Origin of the sequence: Pseudomonas sp. WHRI 8519 (assembly GCF_040224055.2) — a bacterium.
GTDB classification, from domain to species: domain Bacteria; phylum Pseudomonadota; class Gammaproteobacteria; order Pseudomonadales; family Pseudomonadaceae; genus Aquipseudomonas; species Aquipseudomonas putida_X.
This window is the reverse complement of the sequence record NZ_CP167996.1, coordinates 2,637,740-2,652,404: the sequence shown is the minus strand read 5'-3', so window position 1 is coordinate 2,652,404 and position 14,665 is coordinate 2,637,740. Positions and strand designations below refer to the sequence as shown.

Annotated in this window: 9 protein-coding genes and 7 pseudogenes; 2 read left to right on the top strand and 14 right to left on the bottom strand. The window is 50.1% G+C overall.

The window, feature by feature from the left end; all coding sequences use genetic code 11:
• The first annotated feature begins 198 nt into the window (after positions 1-198).
• Positions 199-687, top strand: a complete 489-nt coding sequence (locus tag ABRP30_RS12155) for a hypothetical protein (RefSeq protein ID WP_349975509.1) — start codon at positions 199-201, stop codon at positions 685-687.
• An 86-nt stretch (positions 688-773) separates the two neighbouring features.
• On the opposite strand, the pseudogene ABRP30_RS12150 reads toward ABRP30_RS12155, so the two are convergent.
• The 3 genes and pseudogenes from ABRP30_RS12150 to ABRP30_RS12140 all read right to left on the bottom strand — a co-directional run.
• Positions 774-1,232: pseudogene (locus tag ABRP30_RS12150) on the bottom strand (type IV secretion protein Rhs); the annotation flags it as partial.
• Positions 1,233-1,447: 215 nt separating this feature from the next.
• Entirely contained in the window at positions 1,448-2,044 is a 597-nt protein-coding gene (locus ABRP30_RS12145) for a hypothetical protein (RefSeq protein ID WP_349975510.1), read from the bottom strand.
• Between the two features lie 146 nt (positions 2,045-2,190).
• On the bottom strand, positions 2,191-2,481 hold the full coding sequence (locus ABRP30_RS12140; protein ID WP_349975511.1) for a hypothetical protein: 291 nt from the start codon (positions 2,479-2,481) through the stop codon (positions 2,191-2,193).
• A gap of 12 nt (positions 2,482-2,493) precedes the next feature.
• Here ABRP30_RS12140 and ABRP30_RS12135 point away from each other — a divergent pair.
• Positions 2,494-2,809: pseudogene (locus ABRP30_RS12135) on the top strand (IS5/IS1182 family transposase); the annotation flags it as partial.
• Between the two features lie 392 nt (positions 2,810-3,201).
• On the opposite strand, the pseudogene ABRP30_RS12130 reads toward ABRP30_RS12135, so the two are convergent.
• From ABRP30_RS12130 to ABRP30_RS12080, 11 genes and pseudogenes are all read right to left on the bottom strand, one after another.
• Positions 3,202-3,783 (bottom strand): annotated as a pseudogene (locus ABRP30_RS12130) (RHS domain-containing protein); the annotation flags it as partial.
• A gap of 240 nt (positions 3,784-4,023) precedes the next feature.
• Positions 4,024-4,692: a cytoplasmic protein gene (locus ABRP30_RS12125; protein ID WP_349975512.1), complete on the bottom strand. Its 669-nt coding sequence runs from the start codon at positions 4,690-4,692 to the stop codon at positions 4,024-4,026.
• 43 nt (positions 4,693-4,735) lie between these two features.
• Positions 4,736-6,581: pseudogene (locus tag ABRP30_RS12120) on the bottom strand (RHS domain-containing protein); the annotation flags it as partial.
• 304 nt (positions 6,582-6,885) lie between these two features.
• A complete protein-coding gene (locus ABRP30_RS12115) occupies positions 6,886-7,395 on the bottom strand; it encodes a DUF4303 domain-containing protein (protein WP_372490449.1) in 510 nt (169 codons plus the stop codon).
• A 191-nt stretch (positions 7,396-7,586) separates the two neighbouring features.
• Positions 7,587-8,138, bottom strand: a pseudogene (locus ABRP30_RS12110) (RHS repeat domain-containing protein); the annotation flags it as partial.
• 301 nt (positions 8,139-8,439) lie between these two features.
• Positions 8,440-8,994: a hypothetical protein gene (locus ABRP30_RS12105; RefSeq protein ID WP_349975514.1), complete on the bottom strand. Its 555-nt coding sequence runs from the start codon at positions 8,992-8,994 to the stop codon at positions 8,440-8,442.
• A 166-nt stretch (positions 8,995-9,160) separates the two neighbouring features.
• Positions 9,161-11,456, bottom strand: a pseudogene (locus ABRP30_RS12100) (RHS repeat-associated core domain-containing protein); the annotation flags it as partial.
• Positions 11,457-11,505: 49 nt separating this feature from the next.
• Positions 11,506-11,922 (bottom strand): SMI1/KNR4 family protein, encoded by a 417-nt coding sequence (locus ABRP30_RS12095; RefSeq protein ID WP_349975515.1) that lies wholly within the window; start codon positions 11,920-11,922, stop codon positions 11,506-11,508.
• Positions 11,916-12,368 (bottom strand): HNH endonuclease, encoded by a 453-nt coding sequence (locus tag ABRP30_RS12090; RefSeq protein WP_349975516.1) that lies wholly within the window; start codon positions 12,366-12,368, stop codon positions 11,916-11,918. Before ABRP30_RS12090 ends, ABRP30_RS12095 begins: the two co-directional genes overlap by 7 nt.
• Positions 12,308-13,227: pseudogene (locus tag ABRP30_RS12085) on the bottom strand (RHS repeat domain-containing protein); the annotation flags it as partial. The gene ABRP30_RS12090 and the pseudogene ABRP30_RS12085, both read right to left, overlap by 61 nt.
• A gap of 835 nt (positions 13,228-14,062) precedes the next feature.
• Positions 14,063-14,524, bottom strand: coding sequence for an Imm26 family immunity protein (locus tag ABRP30_RS12080; protein WP_349975517.1), 462 nt, complete (start codon positions 14,522-14,524; stop codon positions 14,063-14,065).
• Positions 14,525-14,665 lie beyond the last annotated feature (141 nt).

The window sequence follows — 14,665 nt, the reverse complement described above, 5'->3', positions numbered from 1 at the left end:
TACGGCCATCGACAAAGGGATTCAGGGTTACTACATGATTTACCCCCTAATTTTATTCCGAGTACACCAGGCTTCGATTGGCCTGAGGCGTCAAGCTGCCTGCGCTTTCCGGACTTCAACACCCTAGGTTTTGAGCACGCACCAATGACTCCGAGTAAATGGTCTACTGAATCTGTCAAGTTCAGGATACGTGCCGCATTGACCCTTTTGATATGTGCGGTCATAGGCGTATTCTCTACCTATTGGCTGATTGCTCATGTGCTGCCAATTTACGGGCAGCTGTGGCGACAGGCATCTGCAATTGAGGTTCAATACATGGCTTTCGGCTTGCTCATGGCCCCGCCCGTGATGCTTGTTTGCGTCGTTGCAAGCGCGTTCGCAATATACACAGGAAAAAGGTTCGATCCACCTACCAAATCCGGCCTTGCGAAATTTCAGACGGGAATGATGAAAGCCTCTGTTTACTCGCTCATCGTGCTCGCGCCGTTAGCGGGCATCATCACGACAATTGCGCTTAATAAACTGGACTATACCAGTTGCCCACAACTGAGGAAGTCAGGCTCGGCCTGGCAGACCTATTGGGTAAGCCACCCCGGTTTCTGTTTTGTGCCCGACAGTTACACAGAAAATAGATGGCCCTGCAAAATGGTGGATGGGAAAAAACTATGCCTTAACATGGATGAGTGACCTTATCGGGAGCAGATAGGGCTTGAATTAGGCCGGGAAATCAGAAGTCAATAAGCTTGGCTTGATCATCGACAGTCTTAAGGTAGAAGAAACAGAATGCTCTGGCCAGGCGTCTCCTCACGCAATACCCGGAGCCCTTGCCACAGGAAACGCTTCTGCTCCGCGGTGCCATTAATCTCCGACTGCTTGGCAATCCGCCGCACCAGGCTTTCATAGCTATTAAACCCTCGTATTTTCAATCTAGCCGTTTACCACTGTCCGAGCGGGTATTGCGACTGTCCAACTGGACGTGGCCTTCGTACTCGCACTTGATTTCGCCACGCACTTTGTCGAGGGAGCGTATCTGTTCACCTGCCGGATCGTATGGGTAGCGACGGTGAATCGGGTTACAGCGTCGACCACCAGCAGCGAGGCGTTGATGCCGGTGTTGTGTACTTGAGAGAGATTTCTGCCGGCAGCGTTGACGCAAACTGCCACCCCTTGCGCCCCATGGCGTCATACCCGAAGCACCTGGTGAGCTTGCCCTGCGCGCGGTACACCTCGCGGAGCTTGCCCGAACAGTCGTCGAAGCGCTCAACGCGACCGCAGGCGTTCCACCACAAATACTTGGACTTGAAGTTTGCATCGAAGATCGGGAGCGGTATGAAAAAATGGGTGTTCCGATACGCGATCAACGCTTTAAAAATTTGTAGTGACCGAACGCTCGGCCACTACCTACACGGAACTAAACAAGAAGCCAACAAACGCTAGCAGCGATTACTTATCCATAAAAATAGTCTACGAAACGAGCAGCATTATGCTCACCCAAAATCGGAGTAACTTCTTCACTCAGCAAGGTTAAAAATATGCTACTAACACCCTCATCACTAGAAATATCAAATATATTGAACCGACCGTAAACTATATCTACCAATCTCGCGAGCGCCAATATAAAGTCGGCCAAAGAATCAGCAACCTGAAAACATTCTACGACATCATAACTTGCGAAGACCGGAGTTTTCTCAACATCAGTTACAGCGATGATTGGCTTGCCGCCGCCACTATCATCCATTATCACCAGATCTTGGTGTGGCCAGTCATCGTTCAAGACAACGCTCTCGGCAGAATTGACCCAACGATAGCCAAGCTGCGCTTTCTTCAAAGAGGCTAGATCAAACATCTTAAGAGGTGTAAGACCCGTCTCAAGCCGCACACCACAAGGCTCGTATTCATCATAGAAAAGGTCAGTTTCAATAGAGCGGGGAAGCTCGGCAGGCCAATTAGACTCAGCGGCATGTAGCGCTCGATAAAAACCATCAATCTGATATTTATCATGCACCAAGCTCAATTCCTTCAGCGCATCTTTTATATCTCTCATTCCAGCCTCCAATAGTTACCCGCAAGCCCGTTTTTACACTTTTAAGGCGGACGATCAGACCGCCTTCTACGGATTCTTGTAGTTTCCGTGGCGCCCCTGATCGGCATTCAACTACCCATCAATTACGCTTGAATGGTTGGCACACTTCAGGAATATAATCTTCCGAGCTTCACCATCCCGGCATCTTCCTTGTTCAGCGAAACCATAAAAGTGCTTCCACCAGACTCATAAGCAAAAGGAATATAGGCTTGAAGCCTGCGATCTTGACTTGCATACTCCTTCATTGATGTTTCTATCGGCAGACTACCAAATTTTATTGAGTTGAAACCATTTATACTACGAGTCATAATTCGCCCCGCACCATAGCCTCCGCCATTTATTACAAAGCAGAAAATATCTCCAACCTTTATACTTCGCAATGCAGTTTTTTTATTCAAGCCAAAAAATTGAATAGCACACCGCTACGCTCTCTCTTCTCCGGCGGCCAAGCCAGTGACATCAGCTCCGTACAACCACTGTTGAATGAGGTTAGCATTCCATATTGCGTTCGATGAAGCGCAAGCCCAAGCCCAAGCCTTGCTTACCCTCCCTGTTCGACCGGCCCAAATACCGACAGCGCAACATCATCGAACGCACGTTTGGCTGACTGAAAGAGAACCGCCGGATCGTGACACGCTCGACAAGCTCCCAAAAAGTTATGCCGCCATGGTCTCACTCGCATGCTCCATGCGGTGTGTGCGACATCTCTTTTTACACAGAACCTAACATTGATCACAACAATTGCACCTCAAGATATTTAACGAACCACAGACAATCAAAAATCAACATCACCTTCATCAACTAAAGAATCGATAAAATCACTAAAGGAACATGACATGACTCTTTGGGAATTGATGTGATTAAGTCGCATGCCAAGATCCGCTTGAAAAGTATCCCGGCTGCTGACTAGCAAACACTCCAAAATCACAGTCCTCTAGAGCAATTCTAGCCCCACCAATCTTTAGCGCAGCATCAGCAATCAGCCTTGAGTCATTAAGTGTAATGTAACGAACATTATTTGCTTTCATTAACTGCACCCTGGCATTGCTGCCCCTTTTGATCATGCCGCCAATAGGATCTTGAGTTACAAACCTTCCGACTACGGAATCGTAATATCAAAAAGTGTTTTAATACAGCCCCGTTTCGCTGTCGGAATACTGCCCTTGAAATCTCAGATTCTGCTCGATTTCAGTGACGGTCAGCTGCTCAATCGCTCCCCAAGAGCGATACGTCGCCTGCCAAACAATCTAACCTTCGCTGTTACTTAACTCTAATGGCGTCCCGATCTGGTCCGTATGGAAGTAGTAGACCTTAGGATCTTGTCCCTCCGCCTGATCAACACGAGCCAGCGGCGCATAACTGCCTGGCTCGTACAGGTACAAGATGTTCTGCTCCGGCGTCTCCTCACGCAGCATCCTCAGTCCTTACGAGAGGAAGCGCTTCTGCTCCGTGATGCCGTTGATTTCCGACTGCTTGGCTACCCGTCGACCCAGGCTGTCATACCGATACGAGCCGGTGCGTTCCAGCTTGCCATTCACCAGCGTCTCCGCCCGAACCAGCCGGTTCTCGCAGTCATAGCTATAACTCTGCAGCTTGCTATCCCCCGAGCGCTTCTCGATCAGTTTGCCCCACGGGTCGTAACGGTACTCCTGATCGCGCCAACGCTTGATGCGGTTGTCTTGGACCTTCTCAAACTGCCGCCACCCGCTTCCGATTCAACAATTTTAAAGATCGTCATTCAAGTATTTAATCAGCAGGTGAACATCACTCCAGATCGACGCCCATATTCAAAGACCTACAGGAAGCAAAGCAAATCGAAAATCTTACGATCGGAACTAATTTACCAGAACATTGCCATCAATTTACAGAAAAAGCTAAAACTGCATTCGAGTTTAAATTTCGCCTATAAAAAATTCAACAAGCTACGCCAACAATATCATTCAGCCTGCCTCAAACAGCTCCTTAACATCCTCGTCGCCCATCTGCTCATAAGGAGGCAGACCTAGAGAATCATTCTCTGATATTTTTTTCTCATCCTCATTTACATCAATACTTTTCAAGTCAAATGGCGGAGTGCCAAACACAAACCGCAAACCATCTATTTTATCATCATTCTCTCCTTTCGCATTGCCGATCACAGACCATTCCCCCTCTCCCATTTCTAACAACGAAAAAGTATCCAATATAACCGGGAATTTTTTTATTTTATTTCTGACAGATAACCCCTCACTGGGCGACGCAGCAGTCTCACAATAAATCTCAGAGACATAACCCAGCTCTATCTTTCTTATCAACCTCGCGAATCCATACACTTCCTCGTCAATTTTAAAAGCAAGGATGTCGCCCGATGAATATTTGATGGTTTGATTTTTGCGCACTGAAGCATCCTCACACTTATCTGAGCCAGTTTCCAGGCCATAAAACAACCCGGGACCATTAACCTTGAGAGATAACTCAATCATATAGCGTATTTCACCAAGCGCAGGACGTCTACCCAAGGATTCGAGATAAAGCTCCTGAAGCTCCTCCAACAACTTCCCAATTCGATCTAAGGGAATATCTCCGACAACTAATTCATTTTTTCCGGGTACATTCCACCATCCCATCATCAATCTCCTCAACAGGCAACGGCGCTCGACGTCGACTTTTTGATGGATCAACCCACGCTATAGGGTTGATTCCATATAAATAAAGATTGGATCCACCATCAATTCCAATGGGATCTTGAGTAGTAAATCTATCTACTTTCGAAGTACTGGCCCTGGCAGCGCAGATTTTGCTCGACTTCATTGATGGCTAACTGCTCAATCGCCCCCCCCAAGGCAGATACGTCGCCTGCCAGACATTCTCACCCTCGCTATCCGTAAGCTCCAGCGGTGTACCGATCTGATCGGTATGGAAGTAGTAGACCTTCTGCCCTTCCCCTTCCGCCTGATCCACTCGCGCCAACGGCGCATAGCTACCCGGCTCGTAGAAATACAGAATACTCTGCTCAGGCGTCTCCTCACGCAGCATCCTCAGCCCTTGCCAGAGGAAGCGCTTATGCTCCGTGATGCCGTTGATCTCCGATTGCTTGGCTACCCTGCGTCCCAGGCTGTCATAGCGATACGTGCCGGTGCTTTCCAACTTGCCATTGACCAGCGTCTCAGCCCGAACCAGCCGGTTCTCGCAGTCATAGCTAAAGCTCTGCAGCTTGCTGTGCCCCGAGTGCTTCTCGATCAGGTTGCCCCACGGGTCGTACCTATACTCCTGATCCCGCCAACGCTTGATGCGGTAGTCTTGGACCTTCTCAAACTGCCGCGCATTGAAGTCCAGCCTGTTGGCGGCCGGGTCGTAGCGGAACTCTTCACTACCTACGAGGGAACCGGTATCACGGTTGTGCAACTGGCCGTGGGCTTCGTACTCGTATTTGATTTCGCCACGCAATTTGTCGAGGGTGCGTACCAACTCCCCAGCCGGGTCGTACTGGTAACGGCGGTGAATCGGGTTGTACGCATGCTCCACCAGCAACGACGTATTGATGCTGGGTTGTGCACTTGCGACAGCTTGTCGGCGGGTACCGTTGACGCAAACTGCCAGGCCTTGCGCCCCATGGCGTCGTAACGAAAGCAACTGGTCAGCTTGCCCTGCGTGCGATACACCTCGCGATGCAGGTCATCGCGCTCCATGTCGCTGATGACCTGGCCGTCCAGGTTCAGCTGGTGCAGGTGACCACTGCCGTAGTACAGGTGGTTGACCTTGCGCCCGTCTGGTAGGGTCAGTGTGGTCAGGTTGCTCAGCGGGTCGTATTCATAATCCCGTGCTCCGCTCGGGGTCAGTTCCTACGTCAAGCGTCCCAGCAGGTCGTAGCGGTAACTCAGCTTTTCCTCCCTGATGCTCAACTGCTTGCCCACACTGCTCGGCGTGCGCTCAATGCTCAGCAACCGATCAACATCGTCATAGGCATAGTGTTGTCGCGCATCGCGGTTGACCTTGGCCAGCAAGCGGCCAATTGCGTCACGCTCGAACAGCGTGTTGCGTTCCGGGCGCTCGCCGTTTTCGCCATAGCCGATTTCATCCAGGCGAACCAGATTGCCGCCCGCGTCATAGCTGAAGCGCCGGGTCAGGTTGTCCGGCCGCACTTCTTCACTCAGGCGGTCCGAGGCGTCATAGGCAAAGCGGTAGGCCGCGCTGTTTTCGTTGACCAACGCAGTCAGGCGAATCGCTTTGTCGTACTCGTAACGAATCGACTGCCCTTTAGCATCCTCGCGTCTGCTGGGCAGGCCACGCGAAGTACGTTGCAGGCGCGTGATCTAGCCTTTGCCGTCGGTGTGGGTCAGCACTTGGCCGAGGGCGTTGTAGGTACATCGGTGACGGCGATCAGGTGTTGCCGCTCATCGTAGCGGTAGTAGGTGCTTTTGCCCGAGTAGTCGAAACGATCGACCTGGGCGTACGCGTTCCACCACAGGTACTTGGACTTGAAGTGGGCATCGAGGATGGTATGCGGCAGGCCGTCTTCGCGACAGAAAATCTCGTTCCCTCACTAAGCGTAGCTTTGGATAACCTCAAGCGCGGCAATGGCAGCGACATAACCCCTACTGCAGACTTAAATGAATCTCAATAAATTGGGGCGGTTACTGCCCCATAGATATCATCTCCTATTTTAAAGAGCATGACCTAGATTCGGCCTGTAGAACATACACATTATGTAAAGTGGAACTGATTTGACCGATGACGCCAAATCTTATAACAGGGCGCTAATCTATACACCACCCAGAAACCAAGAACATTGAATTATACGGCTTAAGTCAAAATGTGAATCGTCAGAGACCATTTATCCAAATCTCGAACTCCTTGGCCTCCTCCGCCGAGTTCAACTGGGCAATCCACTTGCACTCCCAGTCTGGCCTAACCATATCGGAAACCGCAAAAACTACAATTTTACCGGACAAATGCGTAGCACGCACCTCATCCAACACGTCTACGCACATTTGAAAAACACCTTCATAATGAGCTTCAAAATCTTGCTCTGGACTTACGGAATCGCTCAGGCTTGCTAACTCCTCAGAAATCCCATCAAACAATTCAGCAGCATAAGCTTCATGGCTCCACTCCGCTGGCGCCCACTTATAATATATAGCATCATCTGGATCACTCGACTGCATTGCCTCCAAATTGCTCTTCAGATTAAAGGTGGGGACTAAAGTACGAGCATCTGTGTCCGAGTAAAGAGCAAACGCACAAACTTCATGACCCGAAAACTCATTAGCCATTCTATTAATAGCGGCAATCGTAGCCGCCTTAATTTTTTCTTTCAAACCCTTACAGTCCATGTACTCACCTTCATCATCTATGGCAATAAATCAATCGTACCGTCCGCTAAATGCTGTCTCATTTTTTTATAGCTGCGACTACGCTATCTCTGGACCTTGCGCCACCGGCATCGGCCTTAGCCAAAGCCTCGTATACTTTTCGCAGTTGAGTGCCCAGTATTGGGTGTCCAAACCACGTTCTCTTTACCCTTTCACCAATCAATATCATGTCTTTCCAGAATTTCCTTACTCTTATCAAGAATAGCTCGCATCTCTTTGCCTTTACCATTCTTGAACACAATGTGATGGGCATGCGGCCTGACCATTCCTTTAGAGGGGTCACCTCCACCAATGCTTCTGAGATGATTACCCCACTTGACAGTATCGGCGCACAGGCCCAAGGGATCCACCCAGATGAATGGATTGACTGTATACTCATAAAGGTTCAAACCACCATATAAACCGCTTGGATCTTGCGTTAAAAACTTACCAACTTCAGGGTCATAGTACCGTAACGTATTGTAATGAAGTCCTGTGTCGTAATCAAAATACTGACCTTGGAATCGCAGATTTTGCTCAATCTCATTAACAGCAAGGCTCTCAATCGCCCCCCACGAACGATACGTCGCCTGCCAAACGATCTCACCCTCACTATTGCTCATTTCAAGGGGCGTGCCGATCTGATCGGTGTGGAAGTAGTAGACCTTCTGCTCTTGGCCCTCCGCCTGATCAAGACGAGCCAACGGTGCATAGCTGCCCGGCTCAGTAGCGGAATGGTGGTGCTCGCCATCACTGGACCAGTGCTTCACCACAGGGGGTTTGTCGTGATGAAATTGCCAGCGGTACTCGCAAATCAAGGGCATTGCTGTGGCGGACCACGACTTACTGAACTGTCAGACCCAATGACCGTTCCGATTGAAAGGTAATGGCAACCCGGCATACGAAGAAGATAATGGATTGAGGAGGTGTCCAAGCCCCCAAAAAAACGCTAAGTTTTAAAAGAGCAATCTGCCAACGCCCATCAAGTCTCACAGCGACACATGATACCTGACTTACCAAAGGCCGCTATACCTTGAACTGCACGCCACAAATATTGTTTTTCTCAAAAATAGTCTTCACCCGAGCAGCCACAACAATCGTAGCGATATCTTCCTCAGCCCTTATAATATCGCTGGACAAGTCAGCACCCTCAGCCAACACAATCTTAGTAAACCATCTCGGCCCATCCGGCAAGTAACTAAGCAAGGGCTCACTTTCAGAACCCTTCAAATCAAACACAGGCGATGTAGTGACAACATTGAATAGCTTATACCCGGCATAGGAGACACCTGAAACCACTAATTCAGCATCAATAAACTGAACACCAGAAACACCCTCCTTAACCATTAGTTCGTACAGTCGCGGCGAGATCAAATTTGGCCCATCACTAAAGAAAAAATCGTATTCCAATAACTTCCTGGCGCTAATGCCTTTAGCGCTTTCAAACCGCACAACTACAGAATCTGTTACAACCAAGCCCTCCTTAAATATACTTGAATCCTCGCCCGACAAAACCTTAGCCTTAAGCCAGTAGCTTTCCGGATAATCATCTGAAATACACAGAATATAGTTATCAGCCACAACTCATCCCTCGAACAGAGTTTTTGTTCAACATTGTTTTACCGGAACGAAGACCTTTCCTCTCATCAACCATTATTCCATGGATAGCTTTCTGGTAATCGGCTTTATTCCAACCATTCTTTTTACCATAATCATGGTAATATCCAGGTTTTCCTCAACAGCGGCACTATACTGCGCATGAGGACCTCGACGCACAGTTCGAGTAGGGATGATTTTCCTCATACTTAGGCAAATATATTATATTAGACAACTTATGAATATTTACTTCTCCCGCCTGCATGGCCGCATGGTTAGACAGCTGCTGCGGAAAAATATGGTGCTTTTGAAAGCCTTCAATCCCCGGCATGATATTGTAGGCAAGCCAACCTAATGTTTCCAGCCAGCTAACCGGATTAGGTACATACTTGTATAGGTTGCCCCCCACAAGCCCGATTGGATCAATTGTTACATGGCGCCCTAGTTCCGCATCGTAATATCGAAATGTGTTGTAGTGCAGTCCAGTTTCACTATCAAAGAACTGGCCTTGAAAACGCAGGTTCTGCTCAACTTCGTTGACCGCAAGCTGTTCAATCGCTCCCCAAGAGCGATACGTCGCCTGCCAAACAATCTCACCGTCGCTATCCGTCAGCTCCAGCGGCGTACCAATCTGATCGGTATGGAAGTAGTAGACCTTCTGCCCTTCCCCTTCCGCCTGATCCACCCGTGCCAACGGCGCATAGCTACCCGGCTCATAGAGATACAGAGTACTCTGCCCCGGCGTCTCCTCACGCAGCATCCGCAGCCCTTGCCAGAGGAAGTGCCTCTGCTCCGAGGTGCCGCCGATTTCAGCGGTTTTGGCAATCCGCCGCCCCAGGCTGTCATAGCGATAAGCGCCCGTACTTTCCAGCTTGCCGTTGACCACTGTCTCGGCACGCACTAAGCGGTTCTCGCAGTCATAGCTAAAGCTCTGCAACTTACTATGCCCCGAACGCTTCTCGATCAGATTCCCCCAAGGGTCGTAGCGGTACTCCTGATCCCGCCAACGCTTGATACGGTTGTCCTTGACCTTCTCCAACTGCCGCGCATTGAAGTCCAGGCGGTTGGCGGCCGGGTCATAGCGGAACTCTTCGCTGCCGACCAACGAGCCGGTATCGCGGCTATGCAACTGGCCGTTGGCTTCGTATTCCTACTTGATCTCGCCACGCAGCTTGTCCAGCGTGCGCACCAATTCGCCCGCCGGGTCGTACTGGTAGCGACGGTGAATCGGGTTGTAGGCGTGCTCCACCAGCAGCGAAGTGTTGATGCCCGGGTTTTGCACTTGCGACAGCTTTTCCGCCGGCAGGGTCGAAGCAAACTGCCACGCCTTGCGCCCCATGGCGTCATAGCCAAAGCAACTGGTCAGCTTGCCCTGCGTGCGATACACCTCACGGTGCAGGTCATCGCGTTCCATGTCGCTGATGACCTGGCCGTCCAGGTTCAGCTGGTGCAGATGGCCGCTGCCATAGTACAGGTGGTTGACCTTGCGCCCGTCCGGGAGGGTCAGCGTGGTCAGGTTGCTCAGCGGATCATATTCGTAGCCGAGTACGCCTTGTGGGGTGATTTCCTGGGTCAGTCGCCCCAGCAGGTCATAGGCGTATTCCAGCTTTTCTTCGGTGATGCCGAGTTGTTTGCCGATGCCGCTGGGTTGCCGTTCAATGCTCAGCAACCGGTCAACATCGTCATAGGCATAGTCTTGTCGCGCATCGCGGTGGAGCTTGGCCATCAGGCGGCCAATGGGGTCGCGCTCGAATAGCGTTTCGCGTTGTGGCTGTTCACCGTTCTCGCCGTAACCAATTTCATCCAGCCGGGTCAGATGACCGCCGTCGTTGTAGGTGAAGCGCCGCGTCAGGTTGTCCACCCGCACTTCTTCCACCAGCCGGTCCGACGCATCGTAGGCAAAGCGGTACGGCATGCTGTTTTCGTTGACCAACGCAGTCAGGCGGATGGCCTTGTCGTACTCGTAGCGAACTTGCTGACCTTTAGCATCCTGGCGGCTGCTCGGCAGGCGTCGGGCGGTGCGCAGCAAACGCGTGGTCTGGCCCTTGCCATCGGTATGGGTCAGCACCTGGCCGTAGACGTTGTAGGTAAACGTCTCTGCCGTGCCGTCCGGATGGTCGATCTTGACCACCTCCCCGTCCGGTTTGCGTTCCAGCATGGTGGTCTGGTTCAACGCATCGGTCACGGCCACCAGGTGATAGCGCTCGTCGTAGCGGTAATAGGTGTTCTTGCCCGAACAGTCCTGATACCGCTCGACCTGGGCCAGGGTGTTCCACCACAGGTGCTTGGATTTGTACGTCGCATCGATGATGGTGTGCGGCAGGCCATCATCGCCGTTGAGGTACTCGGTCATCTGGCCCAGCGCGTCGATTTCGGCGAGCAGGTTGCCCTTGTCGTCGTAGCGCTTGCCAGGTGCTGCCGTCCGGGTAGGTGACCTTGGTCACCATCTTCACCCAAGCAAATTACCGATAGCGATATCGGACGGACAAAAAATCTTTACCCCCCACAAAGTGAACTTATAAAATCATCAAACCTCGAACAAACCTTTTCCAAGCGCTTTTCATCTTGAAGCCACAAATATACCATCCCGGCATCTTCTTTGTTCAAAGAAAGCATAAAGCTATTTCCACCATCATCATATGCAAAAGGAATATAACCTTCAAGACTGCGCTCTTGACTCGCATACTCTTGCATTAATTTTTCTATCGGTAGATTACCAAATTTTATTGGATTAAAACCATTTATACTGAAAACATACTGATCACCTTCGACCTCGGTCGCCTCGGGAAAGCCGCCATTATTCTTAAGATAAATCTTCTTGAATAGAGGAGGAAGCTTTGCTCCTGCCAAATATTCAATTTGGGAAAAATCGCCCATATCAATACCCGACTCAGACTCTTCGAGATCTAACATGCCGTTCCTCCTGCCTTTTTTGCTGTCGCTGGTTTCCTGGCAGGGAATGTATATGGCTTACCAGTTGCTGCCTTGTACTGGGCCACTCCTCCTTTATGAGGAATACCTTGGTGTGCTCTCTGCTCCACTAGCTGCATAGTAACACTGTTAGTTTTAGGATCATAGTCATCCAGATGATGCCAAACATAGCCACGAGGGGTCGTTTTCTGATTCAATTCAGCGACCTTATTCGCTGCTTCAAAATCCTTAATGTAGTCGCCCGTATATTCTATTGTAAGTATAGGGTTGACATTAGGCCTTTTCGCATAAAGGGCATTACTGCCAGAATAATCTAACCCACCCCCAGTGTGTTCGTTACACCTGAATACCCGCGCTCTGCAAGAGTGCTTAGTGCATCCAGGCCAAGGGGATCCACCCAAGCTGTTGGGTTGGCTACGTATTTGCATAGATTCCAGTCACCTCCTAAGCCAATAGGGTCTTGGCTAATAAACCGTCCAATTTCAGGATCATAGTATCTAAATGTGTTGTAGTGCAGGCCCGTATCTGAGTCGAAATACTGCCCCTGAAAACGGAGGTTCTGATCTATATCCTTGACCATCAGTTGTTCGATCTGCCCCCAACACCGATACGTCGCCTGCCAGACAATCTCACCGTCGCTATCCGTCAACTCCTGCGGCGTACCGATCTGATCGGTATGGAAGTAGTAGACCTTCTGCCCTTCCCCTTCCGCCTGATCCACCCGTGCCAACGGCGCATAGCTACCCGGCTCATAGAGATACAGAGTGCTCTGCCCCGGCGTCTCCTCACGCAGCATCCTCAGCCCTTGCCAGAGGAAACGCTCTGCTCGGCAGTGCCGTTGATTTCGCCGTTGAAGTACTCGGTCATCTGGCCCAGCGCATCGATTTCGGCGAGCAGGTTGCCCTTGTCGTCGTAGCGCGCCTGCCAGGTGCTGCCGTCCGGGTAGGTGACCTTGGTCACCAGGGTGGTCAGGTGGTGGTATTCGTAGGCGATGGTGCGGCCCAGCGGGTCGGTTTCTTCGAGCAGGCGGGCGAACTCGTCGTACTTGAAGTGCAACTGGTTGCCGTCCGGCAGGGTCAGGCCGACCATGTTGCCGAAATCGTCCAGGTCGATGGCGTAGCGCTCGCCGCCGTAGTCGCGGCTGGCAAACACCCGGTGGTCGGCGTTGTACTGCACCTCCAGCTCGCGACCGAGTACGTCCGTGGCCCAGCTGATGTGCTGGGTGAAGTCGTAGCGGAAATGGAAGTGCTCGCCGTCGCTGGTCCAGTGCTCGACCACGCGGGGTTGGAAACTTCGCCAGCAAGAAAGTCTGCCGCTATCTCACTTCGAAATGAATAATTTTGTATAAAATCTTTGACAAATAGCCCTAATCGCTCCAGAGCATGAAATGAAAGCGAATGAGACAAGGTTGGCATTCGCTCTCGTTCTAGAATTTTTTTAAAGATCGGGGGTCGGCAAGACAAGCCTCCACAAGTCAACAGCAACACTTAAAGCCATTACTCATTCAAGGAGAGGGCGCGGGACAAAAACCTTAGACCAAGCCCACCCTCTGCATTACTTAACTTCGCGACCAGCGACGCAGGAGCGGCCTAAGATTTCAGAAAGGCCCCACTCTAGTAGCTTACAGAGCAGGATCTTAAATCATTCTTCCTGGATCAAAATCACACTCCCACCGAGAGCGGTGACTAACGCATCAAAGAACCATCTATGCCATCCGCAATGAAATACAAATGACCTGAGTCATTCTGCTCAGCCATGTCAATCCTATTAGCTGATCCACCCTCATGCAAGTGAGTTCGCCCCCAATAACAGTTCCCAACCTGCCTCACATAGCAGCACAAAAAATTTCCACCTCACGTCTTTCACCGATAGCCAATACACCTCCAATAAAACTTAACTCATCAATGAATCTAGCGCAGCCTGGTAACAACCATTCATTCTTACTAAAAAATTTCTATACCTGCCTGACAACACCACATTTAATGCAGAATAAAATTGATTCATGACAGAATTCTTCAGGCTAGACCTGTATACAGATAGCATACTTTCACCCAGCTAACCACCGAACGGCTCACTTACAATAGCCCTACAAGAAACAAGAAACCCAAGTATCGACACCTAGTTAAACACCCATAAACTCTTTAATATCTTCATCACCCATAGGCGCGTAGAGAGGAAAGCTAGCTTTAGCACCACTAAAGGGCACTTCATTGTCAAATATATCAACCAATTTTACATTGTCAGCCACTCCATAAACAAATCGGACTGGTTCCTCAACCGAAGGTTGATACTCCAGGTCGTGAGCAATAATTCGCCAGTCCCCCTCCGTTTTACGATCAAAAAGTGAGTACGAATCTAAAATAACAGGTCTAGCAAACCTTTTTTCAGGAATTTCATTTATGTTCGGCTCTTGGGTTACGACATCAAATATCTCCGCAACATGGCCAAGGCTATTACGGGTCATGATTCGCCCTACACCATAGCCTCTGCCATTTATTACAAAGCAGAAAATATCTCCGATTTTTATACTTCGCAATGCAGTTTTTGCTTTTTTATCCCAACCAAAAAATTGAATAGCACTCATCCACAAGCTCCTTTCAAACCAGCAGTCTTTCTATCGAAATTACTTTCAAAGTTCGCCTGTCGAGCGGCACTTCTTGTTGTGTTAGCATGATCATAAGAATTGATTTTGTTACCGCGATTAGTCGACGAGATATCCTCACCA